The following is a 23,757-nucleotide window of genomic DNA, read 5'->3' as shown; positions in this document are numbered from 1 at the left end:
TTATGGATTAATTCTTTTATTCGTAATCGCTGAGTCGAGGGGCTAAGGGTGTTGGGTTGAATTCGATTTGAGTTTAGTTTTTCTAAACTATGGTATCAAAATACATCGTTTCTCAAAGCTGTCGGATTGTTGGATGATGAGGGCCATTCCCCTTTTGTTGTTCCCATTCACTTCAGGAGTGCCGCATGATTCAGCTATACACCGATAGCTCCCCTAATGGTTTTAAAATGACCATTGCTTTAGAGGAGTTGGGCCTGCCTTATCGTCTTCATCACGTACGCGTGGATGAGGGCGAGCACAAAACAGCCGATTTTTTACAGATTAACCCTCATGGTCGGATTCCGGCCTTGATTGATGACGATGAGGACGTGGTGCTGTTTGAATCCGCTGCCATCCTCCTGTATTTAGCCGAAAAAACCGGCCAGCTACTGCCTAAAGAGACGCATACGCGGTGGGAAGCGATTAAATGGTTGCTGTTTCATGCAGCAAGCGTTGGGCCCTTGTTGGGCCAGCGGGTGCATTTTGAAGTATTTGCCGAGGCCAAAGATCCGGTCTTAATTGAACGCTATCGACGCCTCACAGAGGAGGCTTTCGCCACCTTGGACCAACATTTGGCGCAGCACGCTTATATGGCCGGTCGTGAATACTCGATTGCTGACATTGCTCATTTTGGCTGGCTGCACATTGCCCGCATTGTTTCGTTTGATTTTAGTGCATATGTCCATTTAAGCGATTGGTTTGAGCGCGTAGCAGCACGGCCCGCGGTACAGCGTGGCATGGTGTTACCAGAGCCAGCAACGGGGGCTTAAGGGCCGGAATAATTTTTGATGCAAAGGATGCACCATATGAATACAACAACCCTAAGCTTCGATGCAGCGCAAAGCTTAACGCCGCCAGGGAGGTCTGCTGACGCATTTGCTCAGCATGCGGGCTATCGGCGGATGTTTGCGCCCAACCAGCTGACGCTGGGCGTTTTTTTGCCACAGCGTGTTTATCAGGGCGACATGAGCGTGCTGGCAGGCCAGGCCGATTGGGTCCAGCAGATTGATGCGGCGGGATTTGCCGCGGTGTGGGTGCGCGATGTGCCCTTGTTTGATCCTGGTTTTGGTGACGCAGGCCAGCTGTTCGATCCGTTTACCTATCTGGCCTATTTAGCCGCTCAGACGCGATCGGTGGCGTTGGCGACAGGGAGCGCCATTTTCAGTTTGCGCCATCCTCTGGATTTGGCGAAGGCCGCCAATACGCTGGACCAACTGTCTGGTGGGCGGCTGGTATTGGGCATTGCCTCTGGCGATCGAGCCATTGAGTTTCCTGCCTATGGTTTAGAACACGATAGCCGGGGTGAGCGTTTTGCAGAGTCGGTACACTACTTTCGTCAACTTTATACCGAGGGTTTATTGTCGATTGATTCGCCGCTAGGGCGCTTTAACGGCGCTGAATTTTTGCCTAAACCGGTTCAGGGTAGCGTGCCGCTGATTGTGACCGGCGCGTCGCGTCAATCGTTGGATTGGGTGGGGCGCTACGCGGATGGATGGTTAACCTATCCTGAAGCGACTCATGATCAAGCAGGCCCCTTGCGCTTGGCCAGTAAAATTCAGGCTTGGCGGCGATTGATTCCAGACGGTGGTTTTCGGCCCCACATGACCAACGAATGGGTCGACCTGGTGGAGGATCCTGATTACCCGCGCACGCCCGAATATGGCGGCTATGTATTGAAAACAGGGCGAAAGGGCTTGATTGATTTGTTGCATGCTTGGCAGGGGGCTGGCGTGAATCATGGGATTTTGGGCTTTCATTTGGGGCAGCGCCCCGTGAATGAAGTGATTCAAGAGTTGGCCGAAGAAGTGTTGCCCTTGTTCCCATCACATACTGATCCTGCCGTTAGGCCCGCGACCATGCGTTGGTAGTCTATTCCTTTCCTTGCGCCCTCATGAGCGGCCATTCGGCCATCATGAGGGCGTTTTATCAGGCCATCACGCTGCCGGGAACGGTAAGTCGTTCAAAAAACCTTGTAGCAAGGGGGAATCATTTAGCGGATTCCAAATGCAATGGGTTTCAGATTTAATCTCGCTGTGCATAATGGGGCGATAGGCCACCAGCTCAGTGTCACTTTTTTGCATGGAGGCCGGCACCAGCGCAATGCCTAAGCCTTGACCGACAAATTCAACAATGGTTAGCCAGTTACGCACTTCATGACACACATAGGGGCTAAAGCCTGCATTAATGCAAATCGCGGTGATGCGGTCATGATAGTGGGGTGACAACGCTCGTGGAAACAGCAGCAGGCTGTCATGGGCTAAATCGGCAACGTCTATAGAGGGCGATTGGCTTAAAGGGTGATGTTTGGGGAGGCAGCATATAAACGGCTCTACCATTAATAACTTAGAAGCCATGTGGGTGCTTAAATGGCTGGTGTGAATAAACCCTAGATCAATTTGGCCACGGCTAAGCGCATCCACTTGCTCGGCGGTATTCATCTCGCGCAGCACCACTTCAGCGCCGCTGCGCTGCTGCTCAAACTGGCGCACGCTCTGGGCCAGTCCTCGAAACAGCATAGACCCCACAAAACCAATCCGTAGTCTGCCCATAAACCCTTGAGCCACACGAGCGCTGACGTCTTTCATGTCTTGTGCATGACGCAACAAGGTGATGGCCTCTTTATAAAAGACGGCCCCAGCCGTCGTGAGCCTGACGGATTTATTGTTGCGTACCAAGAGGGAAAAGCCAAGGCTCTTTTCGAGCTGTTGAATGCTCAGGCTTAACGGTGGCTGAGAAATGTGTAGTTTCTGGGCGGCGCGCCCAAAGTGTAGCTCTTCGGCGACGGCCACGAAATGGCGCAGCTGTTTCAAATTCATTGATGGCTCCTCTTGCGCTCAATGCAGACAACGATATGCTTTTTATATCAAACGATGCAAATTATGTATTTTATTTTCATCTGGGCTGCGGCTAATAATGATTCAACTAGATCAATAAGATCAAGTGGCTACCCATCAAAAAATAATCGTTGATCATGAAGGAGCATACATTATGGCAACCCAAGTTAATTTAACACAGGCTGCTGCTGCTGACATCCCTGACCGGTATGGGAGTAATGTTTTTGAACAAGACCCTACGCTGGTGCGCTTATTGGATGTTTATCTGGAGGCAGATTTAAAAGCCTATTTATTGCCTTATTTAAACCAGTTAGGGGCAGAGGTGGGCGGTCAGCTAGATGATTTGGCCCTCAGTGCGGATAAACACCCGCCTACATTGCAGTATCGCAATCGCCAGGGGTTTAACGAACAGAAAATCAATAAACATCCAGATTACGTCAGCTTAGAAAAAAAGGCCTATATCGAATGGCGTTTGGCCAGTATGTCGCACACTGTTGGCGCCCTAGGTTGGGGCGAAACCATGCCCCCTATGGCGAAATACGCCTTCACCTTTTTATTCGTACAGGCTGAGTTTGGCCTCTGTTGTCCCGTCAGCATGACGGATTCTTTAACCCATACGCTACGCCGATACGGCGATGAAGAGCTGGTGAGTCGCTATCTACCTAATTTAATCACCGATGATTTTGACGCATTGACCCAAGGCGCGATGTTTATTACCGAGCAGGGCGCCGGCTCTGACGTGTCGCGAATCACCACCGTCGCCACTGAACACAATGGTGAGTGGACGCTGAGTGGAGACAAATGGTTTTGTTCTAATCCCGACGCTGGCTTGGCCATGGTTTTGGCCCACGTCGAGGGTGCGCCAGCTGGCCTAAAGGGGTTAGGACTGTTTTTGATGCCGCGCCTGCGTCCAGATGGGACGCCTAATGATTATCAGATTTTGCGCCTAAAAGACAAGTTGGGCACGCGTTCTATGGCCAGTGGCGAGATCAGCCTCAACGGCGCCAGCGCCTATCTCATTGGCGAAGTGGGTCGTGGTTTTCAGCAAATGGCTGACATGATTAATCTGTCGCGCTTATCCAATGGTGTCCGTGCAGCTGGATTGATGCGCCGGGCAGTGGGCGAGGCATTGTACATCTGCCAGCATCGGCGGGCATTTGGTCGGGCCTTAATCGACATGCCGTTACAGCAAAAACAGCTGTTGAAAATGATGCTGCCGGCCGAGCAGGCGCGGTCTATGTTTTTACACACGGCTTTGTCGATGCACGCCAGCCAGCAAGGCGAGCCAGAAGCGGCCAAGCGCGTGCGCGTGATGACGCCGCTGATTAAGTTTCGTGCCTGCCGGGATGCGCGCAAAGTCACTGGCGATGCCATGGAAGTGCGCGGTGGCTGTGGGTTTATTGAAGAATGGTCAGACCCTCGCATCGTCCGAGATGCACATTTGGGCTCAATCTGGGAAGGCACCAGCAATATCGTGGCCCTGGACGTGATGAGAGCCATTACGCGCAACGATGCGCTGGTGTATTTAACCACGTATTTGCGTGGCCTATTGGCTGTTGAGGGCCTACCTGAGGTTTCGGCTCAGGCTCTGGGTCGGAAACTGATTGAGGTGGAGGCGTTTGTGGCCGCCACAGCTGCTGCTGAGGTGCAAACCGATGTGCGTAAAGCCGCCTCAGCGCTCTACCACATCACCACCGCCATTATTATGGCGTGGGAAGCCACGCAAATGGGTGAGGATTGGCAGCGGTTGGCTTGGGCACATTTGGTGTTGCAGCACAAGCTGAGCCCCGTTCATCCCCTTCGGGCAGATTTAAACCCCGCGCATGCGCTGGTGTTGCAGGCCTTATTGGCGCAGCAGCCTGTGTCTGAGGCGATGGCATTAAGCCTGTTACCGGTTCAGGAGGAAGCATGACGAAAACGATGGGCTCTTTACAAGGCATTAAGGTGATTGATTTGAGCCGCGTTTTGGGCGGGCCTTTTTGCACTCAAGTGTTGGCTGATCATGGTGCGGACGTCATTAAAATTGAGCCACCACAAGGGGACGAGACACGGCTGTGGGGGCCGCCGTTCCAGCACGGTAGCGCGGCCTATTTTGGTGGGGTCAATCGCAATAAGCAGGGGATGGTGTTGGATTTAACTCAGCCAGAAGGCCGCGCGGTGTTGCATACGCTGCTCGCCGATGCCGACGTTCTGGTGGAAAACTTTAAAACCGGCACCTTAGCGAAATGGGGGATTGGGGACGATGCGGCGCTGGCTCAGGATTTTCCTCGGCTGATTCATTGCCGCATTACGGGCTTTGGTGCAGATGGCCCCTTGGGTGGCTTACCTGGTTATGATTCAGTGATTCAGGCAATGGCGGGCATCATGAGCATGAATGGCGACGCCGATGGCGCGCCGTTAAGAGTTGGCCTGCCAGTGGTAGACATGGTCACCGGCCTTAATGCCAGTATCGGCATCTTATTGGCTCTGCAGGCGCGCTTAGCCAGCGGTCAAGGCCAGCTTGTAGAAGCGGCACTGTACGACAGCGGCGTGTCTTTACTGCATCCTCACGTGCCCAATCATTTGGTGTCGGGCCAAGTGCCGGTGCGCAGTGGTAACGCCCACCCCAATATTGCCCCCTATGATGTGTTTGCAACGCGGACTGAGCCTGTGTACATCGCCGTAGGCAATGATGCACAGTTTGCGAAGCTGTGTCAGCACATTGGCCGGCCAGAGTTAATCAATGATGCACGCTTTAGTGACAATGGTTTGCGCTGTCAGCATCGTGAAGCGTTGAAAGCCACGATGGAGGCGACCTTAAGCCAGTATGACGGGCCTCAGCTGGCCCATGAGCTGATACAGGCTGGCGTACCTTCTGGTCCGATCTTAAACGTTGCCGACGTGGTGGCGCATCCGCACACGGCGCATCGGCACATGCTGGTCAATATTGGGCCAGACTATCAGGGTTTAGGGTCACCGATTAAGCTTGGCGCCAATCCTGCTAGCTATCGATTAGCGCCGCCGCAGTTTGGCGCCGACAGTGTGGCAATTCTTCGTCAGCATGGTTTTGATGCTGATCGCATTGCGGTTTTAATTGAGAAAGGAGTCGTCAAACAAGCACATTAATCCAGCATGAGCCAAGCCCAGTCGAGGCACCATACCAATAATTGATCGCTCGTGCGCATGGTTGAGCATGCAAAACAACAAATAGAGGAGAAATAAGATGAAGTCTATCTGCATCACGCTTTTGACCACGATGTTCCTGAGTGCAGGCATGGCCGTGGCGGCGCCACAAGAAATCCGCGTCGGCTCGGTGATATCGCTTACCGGGGGTAATGCCCGTGGCGGTACCGGCATGCATGAAGGCATGTTGACCGCCGTCGATATATTCAATAAGCAACAGTCCAAATACGCCATTCGTCTGATCACCGTTGACGATGAGTCTGCGCCGGCTAAAGCCATTGCGGCGGTGGCCAGACTGGCGTCACAAAAAGTGGTGGCCATCACTGGTGGCGCCACATCCGATTTGGTGGCGCCGGCTTCGTCGGCTGCTAATAAGGTTGGCCTGGTCTACATCACGTCAGGGGGGACCAGCGAAGAGTTTGTCAATCAAGGCTACCGTAAATTTTTTCGCATCAACAACACCAATGGCTATGTTAAAGCCATGACGGGGATGTTTATCGATTTAAAGGTGAAGCGTTTGGCCGTGGTGTACTCCACCCAAAAGTCGACTTTTGAGCTGGCGCGTGACGTGAATAAAATCATGAGCGAGCGCGGCGTGGTCGTCACCATGCATCCGTTTGATCCTGCCATCCGGGATTTCAAGCCCATCATCAACAAGGTCAAGCTGCTGGATAAGCCAGACGTGATCAATATGTTGGGCTATGAAAACGACTACGTTGGCCTATTGCGGGCGGCGCGGGTGTTGAAGCCTAACGTCACCGCCTTGGTAGGCGTATGGCAAATTGCCAACGCCAAAATGGCCAGAGAGTTTCCCGACTTAGTTAAAAACATCTCCGGTACGGAAATGCTGCCTTATCCAGTTCAGTTTAGCGACCCAGAGGGGCAGCTGTTTGAAGCAAGCTTTAAAGCCCTATATCAAAAAAGCCCAGATTATCTCAATGAATATGGCTACGTTCAATCGACCATTTTGTTTGAGGCCATTGCCCGCGCCGCCGATAAGGGCACTTTGGATCGTGATGGTTTAGCAGATGAAATGCGCCGAACCGATAGAGACACGCTGATTGGTCGTCTGAATTTCTTAGACAACGGCGACAACCCCAACTTCATGCCTAATATTGGCCAGCATCAAAACGGTCGTGTAGAGCTGGTTTGGCCGCCTGCTGCCGCTACGGGTCAGTTGGTTGTGCCGGGCGTGCCGTGGTAGCGATGACGGCCCAAAAAGTCGATTGAAGTTAAATGTCTGGCTGGGGATCACCAGCCGCAAGAGGGGGCAAAAATGTTTGAATTGATTATCCAAGCCATCTTTTCAGGTGTGCTGACGGGCGGCGCCTACGCTTTAATTGCGTTGGGGTTGGCCTTGGTGTTCGGCACCATGAAAATCATTAATTTGGCGCATGGCGAATTAGTGCTGTTGGCGGCTTACATCGCCTATATGACGGAACTGTGGCTCAACGTCAATCCGATTGTGGCCATACCGCTGGCCTTAACCGTGGTGTGTTCGCTGTCGATATTGATTTACTTTATGGTCAGCAAAATCAAACTGGATCGTGAGCTGAATTCACTGCTCTTAACCTATGGCGTGGCCATTGTGCTGACCAATGCCATTTTGCTGATTTGGCAGTCAGATGTACACGCCAGCACTACGCCTTGGTTTCAGGAGGCTTTTATTGTGGGCAACCTTTACAGCATGAACAGTGAATGGTCATTTTTTGGCCTGAGCGTGGTGTTGATGGCTTTGGGCTGGTGGTGGCTGCGTAAAAGCTGGTATGGCCGCGCGGTTCGGGCCGTAGCCAGCAATCGCGACGCCGCCAAGCTGATGGGGATTAACCCACGTTACACCGAGCTGATCTCGTTTTTGGTGTCTGGTATTTTGGCTACCTTTGCAGGTATTGCGCTTTACAGTACCAATTTCATTCAGCCTGAATTGGGCGATTCGCTGACTGTAAAAGCGTTCATCATCACCGTTTTGGCAGGGGTTGGGTCTATTCCTGGGGTATTGGTTGGGGCCGTGCTGCTGGGTATTGTCGAATCCTTAACCATTACTTTATTTAGCTCATCGCTGCAAGAATTAACCGGCATGCTGTTATTTTTATTGGTGTTGTTTGTCATGCCGAATGGCCTATTTGGTCAAAGGAGGGCGTCATGAAAGCGAATCATTGGACCTATCTGGGTTTGGCCGTGCTGTTTTATTTATTGGTGCCGTTATTCTTAGGGTCGAACTTTTATTTGCTGAGCCTATTGATTGCGGCCTTAACCATTGGCGGCATTGCGTTGGCTTGGGCGCTATTGGGTAATTTGGGCGGCATGGTGAGCTTTGGTCAGGCGGCATTTTTTGGCGTGGGTTCTTACGCATCCGCTTTGTTGACCTTAAATTATGGCCTACCCGTTTTGCCCGCGATGCTGCTGGGCGGCATCGGTGCGGCGATTGCGTCCTTGGCGATGCTGCCGGCATTGAGGCTGTCTGGCCCATATTTTGCCTTATCCATTTTGGCCTATGCGCAAATCTTTCGTATTTTGGCCACGGAGCTGCGGGGCATCACCGGCGGTGCCGGCGGCCTAACCGGCATCCCTGAATTGCCGATGCTATTGGGCTTTGACTTAAGCAGTAATTTGGGCAGCTACCTGCTGATTTTAACCATTGTGGTGCTGTTTGTGTGGGTGTATGCCCGCATCAGTAAAAGCCATTACGGGGTGGCATTGAAGGCCATGCATGAGTCGGAGTCGGCGACCCAAGTCGTGGGCGTCAACAGCACTTTACTGAAGGCGGCGATGCTGTTGGTGTCGGCCTTTATGACGGGGGTAGTGGGGGCGTTTAATGCGCATTACATCAATTTTTTAGAGCCTAACTATGCATTTGATGCTAGCTGGACCTTGGTGCCGATCATTGCCGCCATTTTTGGTGGCTATCGCAGCATATTCGGGCCGCTGATTGGGGCCATCGTCATCTATATGATCGATCAGCTCGTGTTTAAAAACATCATACCCACTGGGCATCAAATTGTATTGGGGGCTTTATTGGTCGCGATGATCATCTTTAGTCCATCGGGCCTTGTGCCTTTGTTGGCCAAAAAATTTAAAGGAGGACGACATGCTCCATCTCAATAACGTCACCATTCGATTTGGCGGATTGGTGGCCGTCAACAACGTCAGCATGTCCGTGGGGCGTGATGAAGTCGTGGGTTTGGTGGGGCCGAACGGTGCTGGTAAAACCACGCTGTTTAATGCGGTCTCTGGCCTAGTCAAGCCCAGCGGCGGCGACATTAATTTTAACCACCAAAACATGTTGAAAACCTCTTTGCATCAGCGCGCCCGCCTAGGCATTGGTCGATCGTTTCAGATTCCTCAGCCCATGCATGAGTTAAGCGTACGCGAAAATCTGATCGTGGCGCAGCGCTTTGGTACGGGGAAGGTGGATCCAGACAAGATTGACGATATTTTAACCTTTATGGGCCTGATGGATAAGGCCAATAGCGCGGCTGCTACCGATTTGGCTTTGACCGAGCTGAAGGCGTTAGAAGTGGCTAAAGCCTTGGCGACAGAGCCTACGCTCTTGCTCCTAGATGAGGTATTGGCTGGCCTGGAAACCACGGGAAAGCGTCAATTCATGCAGCTGCTGCAATCACTGCATGAAGAGCGGCAGGTGGGGATCTTAATCATCGAGCACGACATTGAAACGATTTCACACATGTGTAGCCGCGTGTGCGTGCTGAATTTTGGTGAGCTGATCGCCAATGGGACGCCAGAAGAGGTGTTTAACCATCCAGAAGTTATTAAAAGCTATACCGGAGAAAGCCATGCTTAAAGTAGACCACATTCGGGCGGGCTATGGCGCCATCAACATCTTGTGGGATGTTTCATTGGAAATGCCCAAAGGCGCGCTGACCACCATTATCGGTACCAATGGCGCCGGTAAAACCACCTTACTGCGCGCCATCATGGGGCTGATCCCGCTGACGCAGGGCCACATTAGCTTAGAGGATGCGCCTTTAGATGTCGTGCCGACATGGGACATGCCTGGCCTGGGCCTGTGCTTGATTCCCGAAGGACGAATGATTTTTAAAGACATGAGCGTGGAAGAAAACCTGTTGATGGGCGCCTATCCTAAGCACAGTCGTGAGCACATCATGGCTAACTTGGCGCTGAACTATCAACGCTTTCCGCGCTTAAAAGAACGCTATAAACAGCTGGCTGGCTCACTTTCTGGCGGCGAGGCGCAGATGTTGGCCATGGGGCGCGGCCTAATGTCAAATCCTGAGGTGCTGTTGATTGATGAGCCTTCGTTGGGATTAGCGCCCGTCATCGTCAGCGCCATTTTCGACATCATGCAAGGCTTAAAAGAGGAAGGGAAGACTATTGTCTTGGTGGAGCAAAATACCCATCGTGCTGTGGGCATCGCCGATCACGTGTACTTAATGCAAAGCGGCAAGGTGCTGTTGTCTCAGACCGCGGCCAATGTTGACTTGGCTGAGCTGCATCGGCTGTATTTTGCACGGCAGTGATGATGAAGGGAGACAAAATGAACCACAAGACACATTTTCAAATGCTGAGTACGGTGGCGTTGATCGATTTTCAGCAGGGCCGTGTCAATAGCCTGTCGCTGGCGTTACGCCAGCGTTTACAGCAGGCGCTCACGGCTGCGCTGGCGGACGATGCCGTCACCGCCATCGTGCTTTATGGTCGCGGTGGTGTGTTCAGCGCGGGGGCTGACGTCACCGAATTCAATACCCCAGCGGCCAGCGCAGAGCCCAGTTTGGTCAGCGTGTTGACCTTAGTGGCTCAGAGCCAGAAGCCAATTGTGGCCGCGATTGAGGGGGTGGCCTACGGTGGTGGTTTGGAGTTGGCCTTGGCGGCCAGCCATAGGCTGTTGAGCCCGACGGCGCAGCTGGCCTTGCCTGAGGTCTCTTTAGGCCTAGTGCCCGGCGCTGGTGGCACCCAGCGTCTGCCGCGACTGGTAGGCCTTGCTCACGCCCTAGATTTGATCAGCAGTGGCCGTAGCATTGGCGCTGAGGAAGCATTACGCATCGGCTTGGCCGAAGCTGTGATGGACGTTGGCCTTGCCGAAGGTGCCTGCCTTTATGCCGCTAAAGTGGTGGCCGATTTTGTGCCTCTGTCACTGGATGCCCCGCCTTTGGTTGGCGCCGACGATGCAGAGGCCCTAGTGAGCCAAGCTTATGCTGACGTCGCCAAGCGTAAGCGCGGGTTTAAGGCGCCAAAGGTAGCCATTGACTGTGTGGCCGCCAGCCTGAGACTACCGTTAAATGAAGGCTTAGCCTTTGAGCGGGCTCGGTTTGAAAGTCTGCTGCTGGGGCCAGAAACACAGGCACTGCGCCATTTGTTTTTTGCGCAAAGGTTGGCTGCAAAAACCGTGATGGCTACGTCGCTGCCGCCGATTGAGGCGGTGGGCGTTGTGGGTGGCGGCCTAATGGGTAGGGGCATCAGTATTAATTGTGCCGATGCAGGGCTGTCAGTGTGTTTGCTGGAGCAAAATGAGGCGGCGTTGGCTAAAGCGCTAGAGCACATCAAACAGCATTATCAGGGTTTAGAGGCTAAGGGTCGGCTCACGACGGTGCAATGTGCCGAACGGCTGGCCCTGATTCGGGGGAGCGTCCACATCGAGGCGCTGGCCGATATGGATTTGGTGGTAGAAGCTATTTTTGAAGACATGGCGGCAAAGCAGGCGTTGTTGCGGCAGCTTGATGCCGTGTGTGGCCCGAAAACGCTGTTGGCTAGTAATACGTCGCGCTTGAATATTGATGCATTAGCTGGCAGCACCACGCGGCCACAGCAGGTGTTGGGGCTACATTTTTTTAGCCCTGCCAACCTGATGCGTTTATTGGAAGTGGTACGGGGCGAGCAAACCGCCCCTATGGTGGTGGCGCGCGCCATGGCCTTGGCCAAGCGATTGCAAAAAATTGCCGTGGTGGTGGGCGTCTGTGAAGGTTTTGTGGGCAACCGCATGCTGGCGCCGTATCAGCAAGAGGCGTTGTTTTTGCTGGAGGAGGGGGCAACGGTTACCGAAGTGGATCAGGCGCTTTTTGAATTTGGCATGGCCATGGGGCCGTTTGTGATGAGCGATATGGCCGGCCTCGACATTGGCTGGGCGGCGCGTAAACGGCTGGCATCTAGCCGAGACCCAGCTAAACGCTACAGCGACATCGCCGATCACTTATGCCTGCTGGGCCGCTTTGGTCAAAAAACCGGCGCAGGATTTTATCGTTACGAAGGTGGCAGTCGGACGCCATTGCCGGATGCAGAGGTCACCGCGGTGATACAGGCAGCGGCTTCCGCTGTGGGGCGCTCGCCAGAGTCGATGGATGCGGCTGAGGCAGTGGCGCGTACGGTTTATGCATTGATTAATGAAGGCGCCAAAATCTTGGCTGAAGGCATTGTGGCCCACGCCAGCGACATTGATTTGGTCTATGTTCACGGCTATGGCTTTCCGGCCTATCGGGGCGGCCCTTTATTTTATGCTGATTCGATTGGGCTGGATAAGGTATTGGCGCAGATGCAGCAGTGGCAGCAACGGCATGGTGAAGTGTGGCGGCCTGCTGCGCTGATTGAAGCGTTAGTGGCATCGGGGCAAGGATTTTATGGACCATTGGTTTAAAGGTGTTTTTGGCCTATCAAGATGAGGAGCAGCAGGATGACTCAGCAGGATGAAGCGGTGATTGTGGCGTCGGTACGCACGCCCATTGGTAAGGCGTATAAAGGCGCGTTTAACCATACCTATGGTGCTGCACTAGGGGCTCATGTGGTTTCGGCTAGTCTGGCACGAGCCGGTATTTTGCCAGATCAGGTAGACGATGTGATTTTTGGCGTGGGTAGGCCCGAGGGCACGACGGGCGGCAATATTGCGCGCCAAATAGCCTTGCACGCGGGGCTGCCCGTCACGACTGCTGGCATGGTCGTCAGTCGATTTTGCGCTTCGGGGCTACAGGCGATCGTGAGCGCTGCTCAGCGGGTATTGGTCGACGGTGTGCCGATTACCGTTGCGGGTGGCTTGGATGTTTTAAGCTTGAGCATGAATGAACACACCAATACTTGGTACCAACAGGCGCCTTGGCTGCGTGAGCATCGGCCTGACGTTTACACCACCATGCTGCAAACGGCGGAAAATGTGGCGATTCGTTACGGCATCAGTAGGGCGCAGCAAGATGAATATGGCCTGCAAAGCCAAGAACGGGTGGCGGCTGCAGTTACCGCAGGCCGATTGGCGACGGAAATCGTGCCGATGCCCACGCATAAACTCGTGCCCGATCCAAGCGGTGAGGCGGCGGTTGAGGTGGCTGTTTGCCTGGCTCAAGATGAAGGCATTCGGGCCACCACGGCGGCTGGGTTAGCTAGGCTTAAGCCCGTTTTAGAGGGGGGGAGCGTCACGGCAGGAAATGCCAGCCAGCTGTCTGACGGTGCCAGCGCCTGCGTGGTCATGAGCCGTCGCGAGGCTGAACGTTTAGGCGTGACACCGCTGGGCATTTTTAGAGGCTATGCCGTGGCTGGCTGCGAACCGAGTGAAATGGGGGTCGGCCCTATTTATGCCGTGCCTAAGCTATTGCGGCAGACTGGACTGAGTATGGCCGACATTGGTTTATGGGAGCTAAACGAGGCCTTTGCGGCACAGGTGATCCATTGTCGCGATGTTTTAGGCATACCTAATGAGGCTTTAAACGTAAACGGCGGGGCCATCGCCATTGGTCATCCTTTTGGCATGTCGGGTGCCCGAATGGTGGGGCATGCGCTGATCGAAGGGCGGCGCCGAGGCATCCGCTATGCCGTGGTGACCATGTGTGTAGGGGGCGGTATGGGCGCCGCTGGCTTGTTTGAAGTGTGGCCAGAAGCCTGAGGGCGTAACGTAAAAAGTAGGGGACTATTTAAGCGCAAAAGGCTGATGGCTTATGTTGAGGAAGGCGTTGACGCAGCAAAAAGGCCTTATCTTTCGATAAGGCCTTTTTGATATTTGGCTCCCCGACCTGGGCTCGAACCAGGGACCTGCGGATTAACAGTCCGTCGCTCTACCGACTGAGCTATCAGGGAATAGGCGTGCATTTTGCGTAATTTTGGCCAAGCTGTCAAGCGCTGATGCGTGAATAAATCAGCATAAATCTTAAGAGGGTTGATTTTAATCGGATAATAATTAGCAAGACGCCTGCTTTTAAAGGCTTTGAGGCGGTTTTTGGGATGCGTTTATTGGTTTGAGGGCGGCCATTTTTTATGGAGCTGGCGCCGTAAATCGTAAAATCTGGATAAAAAGGGCTTGGTTAATAATACTTAATAGTTAAAATTTAACATAACGCATGTTAAGGGTGATCAGTTTGCCCACTTAGCTGATCGGCCAGCCTCTACCCCTGTAAGCAATGAATAATAGGGTGACTAGCTGCGTGTCTGGAAGCGCTGCCTAAGAAGCATGATCCAGCCCTTTGAACAAAAAGCATAAGCTCACGGCTAGTGCCCAGAACCAGCAAGCATTGTGTGTTCATAACTAGCTCACACACCGTCGTCAGGTCAAGAGTCGGCATAAGAGATCGAGGAGAGGGCATTTTCTGCCCCATACCTGTTAGGTTGAATTAATTTACGTTATCCTTAGCCTTTATTGTCTATGTATTCGCTCAATGATGTTCAATGAGCGAATATTGACGACGCCTTAAACCATGAGAAGTTAGGCACATGAGTCAAGAAAAATACATATTGGCCATCGACCAAGGCACCACCAGCACCCGCGCGATTTTGTTTAACCGTCAGGGCGCCATTGTGCATCAGGCACAAAAAGAGTTTCGTCAGTATTTCCCCCAGCCAGGCTGGGTAGAACACGACGCCAATGAAATTTGGGCTTCAGTACAGACGGTGTTGGCGGCGGTGTTAACCGAATCCCAAACCAGTCCGGCGCAAATTGCGGCCATTGGCATCACCAATCAGCGTGAAACCACGGTTATTTGGGATAAAAAAACGGGGCTACCGATTCACAGAGCCTTGGTGTGGCAGTCACGTCAAACCAGCGACATTGCTGATGCGCTCATCGAGGCCGGTTATGAGGAAACGATTCAAGCGAAAACAGGCCTGCGTGTGGATGCGTACTTCTCAGCCACTAAAATCAAATGGCTCTTAGAGCATGTTCCAGGCGCCCGTGAGCGGGCGGAGCAAGGCGATTTATTATTCGGAACCATCGACACCTGGTTAATTTGGCAGCTCAGCGGCGGCCAAGCCCACGTGACCGACGTCACCAATGCGTCGCGGACCATGATTTACAATATCCACACTTTGTCTTGGGATGAGGATTTATTGCGGCTGTTGAACATTCCTAAGGCTATTTTGCCGCAGGTTCGTCCTTCTTCGGAGGTGTATGCAACTACGGCGGCGAGCCACTTGTTTGGTCAAGAGGTGCCCATTGCGGGCGCGGCGGGTGACCAGCAGGCGGCGCTGTTTGGTCAGGCCTGTTTCAACGCCGGCGAGCTGAAAAACACCTACGGCACAGGCTGCTTTATGCTGATGCACACGGGCACCACGCCGATTCAATCTCAACATGGCTTAATCACCACCATTGCGGCCAGCGTGGGCCCGATGGTGCAGTATGCGCTTGAGGGCAGCGTCTTTGTCGCCGGTTCGGCGGTGCAGTGGCTGCGCGATGGGCTACAGATGATTGATGACAGCGCCGAGACCGAGCAGTATGCCCTCAGCGTGGCCTCAACCGAAGGCGTTTACGTGGTGCCGGCCTTTGTGGGTTTAGGCGCGCCTCATTGGGATTCTAGCGCGCGAGGGGCAATCTTTGGTCTCACCCGCGGCACCAGTAAAGAAATCCTGATTCGCGCGACGCTTGAGGCCATCGCCTACCAAACCAAAGACGTCATGGAAACCATGCGGCTCGATGCAGGCATGCCGATTACCGGCATGCGCGTAGATGGCGGCGCGGCCCAGAATCATTTTTTAATGCAGTATCAAAGCGATATTTTGAATCTGCCCATTGAACGGCCGATGGTGAACGAAACCACGGCATTGGGCGCAGCCTACCTAGCCGGCCTGGCGATCGGCTACTGGCGCAGCTTAGATGAAATTAAGGCCAACTGGCAGCTGGCTCAGGCCTATATGCCTCAGATGTCGGCGACCATGCGTCAGCATCGATATGCCGGTTGGCAGCGAGCGGTTAAGGCCACGCAGGCATTTGAGTGCGTTGATGCGCCGTTGCCGGAGGCCTAAGTGGCCTTATTCCTGCGGCCGCTTAAGCGCCAGCCCCAATACTGTAGGGGATTCGGTTATAATCGGGTTTTCTCGTCGATTGATTTTGCCTACCCATGACCAAAGCCAGTAAAGCCAAGCGTATTGATCACCAGCCAGCCTTTGTGCTCACCAGCTACCCTTGGCGCGAAAGCAGCCTGTGGGTGGAGGTGTATAGCCAAGATTATGGTCGTGTGCCTCTGCTGGCGCGTAGTGCCCGTAAACCACAGTCGGCATTGCGTGGCGTGATGATGCCGTTTGCACCGCTGACGCTGTCTTGGTTTGGTCAGAATGAGTTACGCACCCTACACACGGCTCAATGGCAGGGCGGTTGGCCACAGCCCCAAGGCGCGGCGTTGATGAGCGGCTTTTACGTGAACGAGCTGATGCTGAAGCTGACCATTCGCGACGATCCGAGCCCCAGCTTGTTTGCCGCTTTAAGCACGGTCTTGGCGGCGATTTGCCGCAATGAACGATTGGCTGAAGCGCTGAGGCTGTTTGAATGGGCGCTGCTGACGGCCTTAGGCGTGGCGCCTAGCATCGTCAGCGATGAATTAGGCTTGGCCATTGAGGCTGATGCCTATTATTTGATGGCGCCGGAACACAATCCTAAACGCTGGCGTAATGAAGTGGTTCAGCCGCATCAACTTTTGGTTGAGGGCCATAGCCTGTTGGCCTTGGCTGGAGGCAAATTAACCAGCACCCAAAGCTTACAAGATGTATTATTACTGAACCGAATGTTATTGGCTTTTCGCTTGCCCGAAGGCTTACACAGCCGCCACATTATGGCGCAGCTGCACTCACTTAAATAAAAGGAGTTTTTCATGTTGTTAGGCGTGAACATCGATCACATTGCCACCGTGCGTAATGCCCGCGGCACCATTTACCCAAGCCCAGTTGAAGCGGCGCTACTGGCCGAAACCCACGGCGCAGACTCCATTACCGTGCATTTACGCGAAGACCGCCGCCACATTAAAGACGACGACGTTTACGCCATTAAAAACAGCATGAAAACGCGCATGAACTTAGAAATGGCGTTAACCGAAGAAATGTTACAAAACGCTTTAAATGTGTTGCCAGAAGACGTGTGCCTGGTGCCAGAAAAGCGTGAAGAAGTCACCACCGAAGGCGGCTTAGACGTGATCGGCCAGTTTGAGCTGGTGAAACAATACGTCCAGTCTTTGACCGAAGCAGGCATTCGCGTGTCTTTATTCATCGATGCCGACCTTAAGCAAATCGATGCCGCCGTGGCCGTAGGCGCGCCGGTGATCGAAATTCACACCGGTGCCTATGCCGATGCAGCACATCCAGAAGACAAAGAGCGAGAACTACAACGCATTCAAACCGCAGCAGCTTACGCCGATGCTCAAGGCCTAACCGTGCATGCTGGCCACGGCTTAACCATTCACAACGTAAAGCCTATTGCCCAGATCCTAGCGATTAAAGAGCTGAATATCGGCCATGCTTTGATTGCCCAAGCTTTATTCCTAGGCCTACCAGAAGCCATTAAGCAAATGCGCCAAGCCATTTTACAAGCCCGCTTGAGCCTGGCCTGGACCGAATGATTTACGGCATTGGCACCGACATTGCGGCCATTCACCGCTTTGAAACGCTGTTGGCCAAGCATGATCAAGCTTTGGTGAAGAAAATCTTAACCGAGGCTGAACAACGTGACTACACTGCCCAAAAGCAACCGGCGGTGTTTTTAGCCAAGCGTTTTGCCGCCAAAGAGGCGTTCGCCAAGGCCGTAGGTCAAGGCTTACGCCATCCGGTGACCTTGCATAACGTGGGCGTGGGCCACGGCCCCTTAGGTAAGCCGGTGTACGTCTGTGCCCCCGAATTGGCCGATTGGCTGGCCGAGCGCGGCATCAGCACGGTACACCTCAGTATTTCTGACGAACGAGACAATGTGGTGGCCTTCGCCATCGCCGAGCAAAGATGACACAAACCAAACAATGGACAGAAGTCGTGGCAGGGGTGTTGTATAACGACGTCGGCCAATTTTTATTAAGTTCACGCCCCGAGGGCAAGGCCTACGCTGGCTACTGGGAATTTGCCGGCGGTAAAGTAGAGCCTGGCGAGGATGAGTTGAGCGCATTGCAGCGTGAATTTAAAGAAGAGCTGGGCATCGACGTGGGTGCCGCCACGCCATGGTTAACCAAACGCCACGTGTACGAGCACGCCAGCGTGTGCCTGCGGTTTTATAAAATTCATGACTGGCAGGGCACAATCCAGGCCTTGGAGCAGCAAGACTATTGTTGGCAAGACAGCGGCGCCTTGACGGTGGAGCCCATGCTGCCGGCCAATGCCCCTATTTTAAAGGGGCTGGCTTTGCCTACGTCTTTACAAGGGAACCTCAGTCAAGGACTGCGCGGCCACAACCAACGTGGTGAATGGTCGGTGCTGCCGGTTCAGCAGGTCATGACGCCGCCGACGCATGGCTTATTTAATGTGGCGCAGCTGCGCCAGCTTCAGGCGCGACCAGAGACGATGCAGTGGGCCGTGGCTGAAGTCGCTACGGCTGACGATGTAGCCCAAGCACAGGCTTTAGGTTTAGACGCCATGGTGTGTCGTTTGGTCGATGCAGAGGCGGTAGCGCAGGCGCGCATCTGGTTGAATGAAGGCTGTGCCATTCCCTTGATCGGCCTGTATACACCCAATGTGGCGGCTGAGGCGCTCTTGCCCCTTGGACTGCATGCCTTGGTTCAGGATGCATATGATGAATAAATTAACGCGCGGTCAGAAATGGGCCATTGCCATTGCCTTACTGGCCTTCGCCGCCGTAAAAGTGGCGATGCTGTTATGGTGGCAGCAAGAGCAGGGGACTAAAAACGTCCAAGTGCTCGACTGTAACGTACGCAGTGGCTGCACCTTACCCGATGGTAACGGTGCCGTATTTCGCATGAGTGCGCCGATCTCGGCCCAAACACCGTTTAACATCACCCTCAGCGGGGTGGATGTCACGCAAGAGGCGAGCGTGAGCTTTGAGATGGTCGACATGGATATGGGCTTTAACCGCTATCGTTTGATACCTGCCGCCGAGGGCGCCGATACACTAGAAGCCCAGCAGGTTCGTCTACCGGTATGCGTGAGCCAACGTACGGATTACATCGCCCTCTTAAGCACTGAGCAAGGCCAATATAAAATACATTTCAATGCGGACTAAAAGCCGTATAATGACGCCAGAGTGTCGGTGAGCGGCTGATGCCGCTTGATGCCGACCCCATAATCACCGTAGTTAAGGAGTAAGCCATGATCGGCCAAAAATTATTTGATGAGTTGTCTGCTAAACTAGGCGAAACCATCGCCAATAGCCCAGCTAAAGATGTTGAAAAAAACATCAAAACCCTGATGTCTGCTTCTTTCACCAAAATGGATTTGGTGACGCGTTCTGAATTTGACATCCAGCAGCAGGTTTTGCTCAAAACCCGTGCGCAATTAGCCGCCCTAGAAAGCCGCTTGGCCGCTTTAGAAGCTCAGCAAGCACCCGTCGTGGTTGAGGCGGAAACGCCCGAGGCCTAATATGAGCCTGGCGGTGGTGTATGGCCGCGCTTTAAACGGCATGCAGGCGCCTTTGGTCGAGGTGGAAGCACACCTGGCCAACGGCCTGCCCGTATTTAACATCGTCGGCTTGCCCGACACCGAAGTCAAAGAAAGCCGTGACCGCGTACGGGCCGCGATTTTACAATCAGGCTTTGATTTTCCCGCCAAGCGCATCACCGTCAACCTAGCCCCCGCCGACCTACCTAAAGAATCCAGCCGTTTAGACTTGCCCATCGCCATCGGTATTTTGGCCGCCTCCGGCCAAGTTTTAAGCGATGGCTTGGCCGACTATGAATTCGCTGGCGAGCTGGCGCTGTCAGGCCAAATCAGGCCTGTACGTGGGGTTTTGGCCATGGTGTGGCAAGCGTTTAAAGCCCAGCGTGGCTTTATTTTACCGCGGGAGAATACCGCCATGGCCACCTTGGTGGCCGAGGCACAGGTTTATCCAGCACACAGTTTGGCAGCAGTGGCGGCGCATCTGAATGGCTTAACCCAAATAGAACCTGCCCAGGGACGCGCACCTACCGTGGTTACGGGCTTAGGGATGCCAGACTTAAAAGACATCAAAGGGCAGCACACGGCACGCTTGGCCTTGGAAATTGCCGCCGCAGGTGGCCATAGTCTGCTGTTGGTCGGCCCGCCGGGCACAGGTAAGTCGATGTTGGCCAGCCGGCTACCCAGTATTTTACCGCCTCTAAGCAATGAAGAAATGATTGAATCGGCGGCTTTGCGTTCGCTGTACCACAACATTGATGAGGCTAGCCTACACGTGCGGCCGTTTCGGTCGCCGCATCACAGCGCTTCGGCGGTGGCTTTGGTCGGCGGCGGCTCCGATCCGCGCCCGGGAGAGATTTCTTTGGCTCACCACGGCGTGCTGTTTTTAGACGAGCTGCCAGAGTTTGGCCGTAACGTTTTAGAGGTGTTACGGGAGCCGTTGGAATCAGGGGAAATCCATATTTCTCGGGCGGCTCGACAGGCGACGTTTCCGGCGCGTTTTCAGCTGGTGGCGGCGATGAACCCATGCCCGTGTGGCTATTTGGGCCACATCAGTAAGCCTTGCCGCTGTAGTCAAGAAACCGTTGCACGCTATCAGGGGAAAATATCCGGCCCCTTATTGGATCGAATTGATCTTAGCATTAACGTACCCAGCTTAGACCAGGCCGATTTAGCAGACCAGGCGCCAGGCGAGGGCAGTGATCAGGTGAAAGAGCGAGTAGCCGTGGCCAGAGCAAGGCAAATGGCACGCCAAGGCGTGATTAACGCTCGTCTATCCGTCACCGAATTGGATGAGGTCGCGCTTATTAGCCCAGAAGCGAAGCAATGTTTAGGGCAGCTGATGACTAAATTGGCTTTGTCTGCCCGTAGTTATCACCGTCTTTTACGGGTAGCGCGAACTGTTGCCGATTTGGACGATCACACGATGGTGGCGGAACAACATTTATTAAAAGCCGTCAGTTTTAGGCGAATATAATATAATATCTTTTTAATGATTAATTTTCTGGAATGAACGCATGAACAGCATGAAGCGACAACAAGGCCAAACCCTAGGGGGCATGATTTTAGGGATCCTCATCGCAGTGGTGATTTTAGGCGGCGCCTTTTGGTTTTTTAGCCAACAAAAAGCCCCTTTTCAACCTGAAGTGGTTAAAAAAGAAACCCCGGTGCCTGAGCCAGAAATCATTGTGCCCAACGATGGCTTGGAATCTATATTACATAAAGATCCTAGTGAATGGCTAGGCGGTGAAGAAGAGCCAACGGCGCCAGAGTCCGTACCGGATACTAAGCCTGAGCAGCCTCAGACTGATAAACCCATAGAGTCGACGCCAGCCACAACGCCGAAACAAGGCAGTAGCAAACCTGCGCCCGATGAGCTAGGGGCGTTCATTGAAAAAGATTTGGCCAAAAAAGAGAACCTAGTCGTCGAGACCAAGCCTGCCGTACCGGCAAAAGCCGATCCTAAGCCAGTGGAGAAAAAGCCTGAGCCTGACGCAAAACCGGCCGCCGAGAAAAAACCAGAGCCTGAAAAGAAAGCCGACACGCCGCCTAAAGCAGACAAAAAACCGGCTGAACAACCAAAAGTAGCAGGCAAGCAAGGCACTTTACAGGCTGGCGCCTACCGCACACCCGAACAAGCAGAAGAACAGAAAGTGAAATTGGCCTTAATGGGGTATACTGCCAATGTCATCAAGAGTGATTTAGGTGAAAAAGGCATTATGTATCGTGTCCGTATGGGCGTTGCCGATACCCAGAGCGCGAAAGCGGATCTGGCCGGTAAGGGCGTTGATGTCATGGTGGTGCGTTAGTGATTTTCGGCCTGAATGGAACCTTCAGGCCGAGCTGTCGGTCTCTTAGGACGACTGCCACGTTGTTAACGCCCGTATCCGTTTATTATTAACCCATCGTAGGAAATAACATGAATTTTAAACAATGGCTATTCCCAGCAGCAATGATGCTGTCTTTCTCTGTGGCCCAAGCGGCGATTGTTGAAGGCCGTGATTATGAAGTTTTAAAAGCGCCGATTGCGCAAAGCAATAAAACCAAAGTAGAAGTATTGGAATTCTTTTCATACACCTGTATTCATTGTCGTAACTTAGAGCCTCATTTTGTTAAATACACCCAAAAAGCTCCTTCAGACGTGACGTTCCGTCAGGTGCACATTGTTTGGGGTGACAATATGTTGCCTTGGGCCAAATTGGCCGCGGCGGTAAACATGAGTAAAGCCAATACCACTGTTGGTCCTGCTATTTTCAATACCGTGTTTAATGAAAAACGCAATTTAGCCAACCCGAAAGTCATGAAAGAGTGGTTAGATAAGCAAACCACGCCAGCCGGTAAATTAGTGGCCAAAAACTTTAATTCTTTTGCCGCCGCCAATGAAGCCAAAGCCATGCAAAAGATGACTATGGATTACAAGATCGACTCCACTCCTCGCCTCATCGTGGGTGGCAAGTACCAAGTCATTATGCGTGACGTGAACACCGCCATGAACGTAGTGGATGAGTTAGTGCAAAAAGTGCGCCAAGAGCGCGGCATGAAAAAACCTGCTTAATTAAGCAACCCGAACAGGCAACCTTTTGGTTGCCTGTTCTTTACGACTGGGCGTAGACCGTGGACATCTATCTGTTTTTTAAAGCTTTAATTTTAGGTATTATAGAAGGGTTAACGGAGTTTCTGCCCGTTTCCAGTACTGGCCACTTAATTGTAGTGGGTGATTTATTAAATTTTCAGAGTAATGGCAAGGTGTTTGAAATTGCCATTCAGCTCGGTGCCGTGTTGGCGATTGTGTTTGAATACCGCAGCCGCTTTACCCACGTTTTAACCCATATTGGCCGTGACCGTACGGTCAATCGCTTTGTGTTACACCTATTTATTGCTTTTTTACCGGCTGCCATTGTCGGTTTGTCTTTCATTAAAGAAATTAAGACGATCTTGTTTAATCCAGTAAGCGTGGCGACGGCATTAGTGATCGGCGGCATCGTGATTTTACTGATTGAACGTCGCCAAGCGCATCGTCCAGCCCGTGTTTTGGCGGTAGAAGACATGCGTGCGAAAGACGCCTTAGTGGTGGGTTTGGCCCAATGTTTGGCTTTGATTCCCGGTACATCTCGTTCCGGCAGCACCATTATGGGCGGCATGGCTTATGGGCTAGACCGTAAGGTGGCGACTGAATTTTCGTTTTTCTTGGCCGTGCCAGTGATGTTTGCTGCCACCATTTATGACGTGTATAAAAACTTCAGCGCGTTTAGCGCCGATGACGTGGCCGTGATTGCGGTCGGGTTTGTAGCGGCCTTTATCAGTGGCCTTGTGGCGGTTAGGGCGCTGCTTAAATTTGTGTCCCATCGAAACTATGTGCCGTTCGCCTGGTATCGCATTATTTTTGGGGGCGTAATTTTGGCCACCTGGTATTTTGGCTGGGTAAGCTGGTCTTAAGCGGCTGACGCTTGATCATTAATTAAATAGCCTCATGCGGCGTTAG

Annotated in this window: 23 protein-coding genes and 1 tRNA gene; 22 read left to right on the top strand and 2 right to left on the bottom strand. The window is 53.0% G+C overall.

All coding sequences use genetic code 11. The features are described from left to right. Positions 1-185: 185 nt before the first annotated feature. Both AB8Q18_06750 and AB8Q18_06745 read left to right on the top strand, forming a co-directional pair. Positions 186-809 (top strand): glutathione S-transferase family protein, encoded by a 624-nt coding sequence (locus AB8Q18_06750; protein XDZ52757.1) that lies wholly within the window; start codon positions 186-188, stop codon positions 807-809. A 36-nt stretch (positions 810-845) separates the two neighbouring features. Then, on the top strand, positions 846-1,907 hold the full coding sequence (locus tag AB8Q18_06745; GenBank protein XDZ52756.1) for an LLM class oxidoreductase: 1,062 nt from the start codon (positions 846-848) through the stop codon (positions 1,905-1,907). Positions 1,908-1,973: 66 nt separating this feature from the next. On the opposite strand, the gene AB8Q18_06740 is transcribed toward AB8Q18_06745, so the two are convergent. Next, entirely contained in the window at positions 1,974-2,855 is an 882-nt protein-coding gene (locus tag AB8Q18_06740) for a LysR family transcriptional regulator (protein ID XDZ52755.1), read from the bottom strand. A 172-nt stretch (positions 2,856-3,027) separates the two neighbouring features. On the opposite strand from AB8Q18_06740, the gene AB8Q18_06735 reads away from it, so the two are divergent. The 9 genes from AB8Q18_06735 (at position 3,028) to AB8Q18_06695 (ending at position 13,875) form a co-directional block, all read left to right on the top strand. Next, a complete protein-coding gene (locus AB8Q18_06735) occupies positions 3,028-4,785 on the top strand; it encodes an acyl-CoA dehydrogenase family protein (GenBank protein XDZ52754.1) in 1,758 nt (585 codons plus the stop codon). Beyond that, complete coding sequence (locus AB8Q18_06730; protein XDZ52753.1) at positions 4,782-5,978, top strand: CaiB/BaiF CoA transferase family protein; 1,197 nt, start codon at positions 4,782-4,784, stop codon at positions 5,976-5,978. The genes AB8Q18_06735 and AB8Q18_06730 overlap by 4 nt, the downstream gene beginning before the upstream one ends. 97 nt (positions 5,979-6,075) lie before the next feature. After that, positions 6,076-7,239 carry an ABC transporter substrate-binding protein gene (locus AB8Q18_06725; protein ID XDZ52752.1) on the top strand — a complete coding sequence of 388 codons (1,164 nt, stop codon included), beginning with the start codon at positions 6,076-6,078 and terminating at the stop codon, positions 7,237-7,239. 72 nt (positions 7,240-7,311) lie between these two features. Continuing rightward, on the top strand, positions 7,312-8,181 hold the full coding sequence (locus tag AB8Q18_06720; protein ID XDZ52751.1) for a branched-chain amino acid ABC transporter permease: 870 nt from the start codon (positions 7,312-7,314) through the stop codon (positions 8,179-8,181). Continuing rightward, positions 8,178-9,140: a branched-chain amino acid ABC transporter permease gene (locus AB8Q18_06715; GenBank protein XDZ52750.1), complete on the top strand. Its 963-nt coding sequence runs from the start codon at positions 8,178-8,180 to the stop codon at positions 9,138-9,140. Before AB8Q18_06720 ends, AB8Q18_06715 begins: the two co-directional genes overlap by 4 nt. Next, positions 9,124-9,837 (top strand): ABC transporter ATP-binding protein, encoded by a 714-nt coding sequence (locus tag AB8Q18_06710; GenBank protein XDZ52749.1) that lies wholly within the window; start codon positions 9,124-9,126, stop codon positions 9,835-9,837. Before AB8Q18_06715 ends, AB8Q18_06710 begins: the two co-directional genes overlap by 17 nt. Further along, a complete protein-coding gene (locus AB8Q18_06705) occupies positions 9,830-10,534 on the top strand; it encodes an ABC transporter ATP-binding protein (GenBank protein XDZ52748.1) in 705 nt (234 codons plus the stop codon). Before AB8Q18_06710 ends, AB8Q18_06705 begins: the two co-directional genes overlap by 8 nt. A gap of 17 nt (positions 10,535-10,551) precedes the next feature. Next, entirely contained in the window at positions 10,552-12,642 is a 2,091-nt protein-coding gene (locus AB8Q18_06700; GenBank protein XDZ52747.1) for a 3-hydroxyacyl-CoA dehydrogenase NAD-binding domain-containing protein, read from the top strand. A 36-nt stretch (positions 12,643-12,678) separates the two neighbouring features. After that, entirely contained in the window at positions 12,679-13,875 is a 1,197-nt protein-coding gene (locus AB8Q18_06695; GenBank protein ID XDZ52746.1) for an acetyl-CoA C-acyltransferase, read from the top strand. Positions 13,876-13,990: 115 nt separating this feature from the next. Here the strand turns inward: AB8Q18_06695 and AB8Q18_06690 are convergent. Beyond that, positions 13,991-14,066 (bottom strand) — tRNA-Asn (locus AB8Q18_06690). 630 nt (positions 14,067-14,696) lie between these two features. On the opposite strand from AB8Q18_06690, the gene glpK reads away from it, so the two are divergent. From glpK to AB8Q18_06635, 11 genes are all read left to right on the top strand, one after another. After that, the gene (gene glpK / locus AB8Q18_06685; GenBank protein ID XDZ52745.1) at positions 14,697-16,220 is read left to right on the top strand and encodes a glycerol kinase GlpK; all 1,524 of its coding nucleotides are present in this window, start codon (positions 14,697-14,699) and stop codon (positions 16,218-16,220) included. A gap of 95 nt (positions 16,221-16,315) precedes the next feature. Then, positions 16,316-17,050, top strand: a complete 735-nt coding sequence (recO, locus tag AB8Q18_06680; GenBank protein XDZ52744.1) for a DNA repair protein RecO — start codon at positions 16,316-16,318, stop codon at positions 17,048-17,050. Between the two features lie 12 nt (positions 17,051-17,062). Beyond that, positions 17,063-17,803, top strand: a complete 741-nt coding sequence (gene pdxJ, locus AB8Q18_06675; GenBank protein XDZ52743.1) for a pyridoxine 5'-phosphate synthase — start codon at positions 17,063-17,065, stop codon at positions 17,801-17,803. Further along, on the top strand, positions 17,800-18,180 hold the full coding sequence (gene acpS, locus AB8Q18_06670) for a holo-ACP synthase (GenBank protein XDZ52742.1): 381 nt from the start codon (positions 17,800-17,802) through the stop codon (positions 18,178-18,180). The genes pdxJ and acpS overlap by 4 nt, the downstream gene beginning before the upstream one ends. Next, positions 18,177-18,965, top strand: coding sequence for an NUDIX domain-containing protein (locus tag AB8Q18_06665; GenBank protein XDZ52741.1), 789 nt, complete (start codon positions 18,177-18,179; stop codon positions 18,963-18,965). Before acpS ends, AB8Q18_06665 begins: the two co-directional genes overlap by 4 nt. Then, positions 18,955-19,404 (top strand): hypothetical protein, encoded by a 450-nt coding sequence (locus AB8Q18_06660; protein ID XDZ52740.1) that lies wholly within the window; start codon positions 18,955-18,957, stop codon positions 19,402-19,404. Before AB8Q18_06665 ends, AB8Q18_06660 begins: the two co-directional genes overlap by 11 nt. A gap of 86 nt (positions 19,405-19,490) precedes the next feature. After that, a complete protein-coding gene (locus AB8Q18_06655) occupies positions 19,491-19,760 on the top strand; it encodes an accessory factor UbiK family protein (GenBank protein XDZ52739.1) in 270 nt (89 codons plus the stop codon). A gap of 1 nt (position 19,761) precedes the next feature. After that, positions 19,762-21,252, top strand: a complete 1,491-nt coding sequence (locus AB8Q18_06650; GenBank protein ID XDZ52738.1) for a YifB family Mg chelatase-like AAA ATPase — start codon at positions 19,762-19,764, stop codon at positions 21,250-21,252. Positions 21,253-21,292: 40 nt separating this feature from the next. After that, a complete protein-coding gene (locus tag AB8Q18_06645) occupies positions 21,293-22,084 on the top strand; it encodes an SPOR domain-containing protein (protein XDZ52737.1) in 792 nt (263 codons plus the stop codon). Between the two features lie 110 nt (positions 22,085-22,194). Then, entirely contained in the window at positions 22,195-22,830 is a 636-nt protein-coding gene (locus AB8Q18_06640; protein ID XDZ52736.1) for a thiol:disulfide interchange protein DsbA/DsbL, read from the top strand. Between the two features lie 59 nt (positions 22,831-22,889). Then, positions 22,890-23,711 (top strand): undecaprenyl-diphosphate phosphatase, encoded by an 822-nt coding sequence (locus tag AB8Q18_06635; GenBank protein ID XDZ52735.1) that lies wholly within the window; start codon positions 22,890-22,892, stop codon positions 23,709-23,711. The last annotated feature ends 46 nt before the right edge of the window (positions 23,712-23,757 follow it).

This window comes from Neisseriaceae bacterium CLB008 (assembly GCA_041228285.1).
Classification (GTDB): Bacteria; Pseudomonadota; Gammaproteobacteria; order Burkholderiales; family Neisseriaceae; genus JAGNPU01.
Note: the sequence above shows the minus strand (reverse complement) of the source record. Positions and strands in the feature narration are given on the sequence as shown.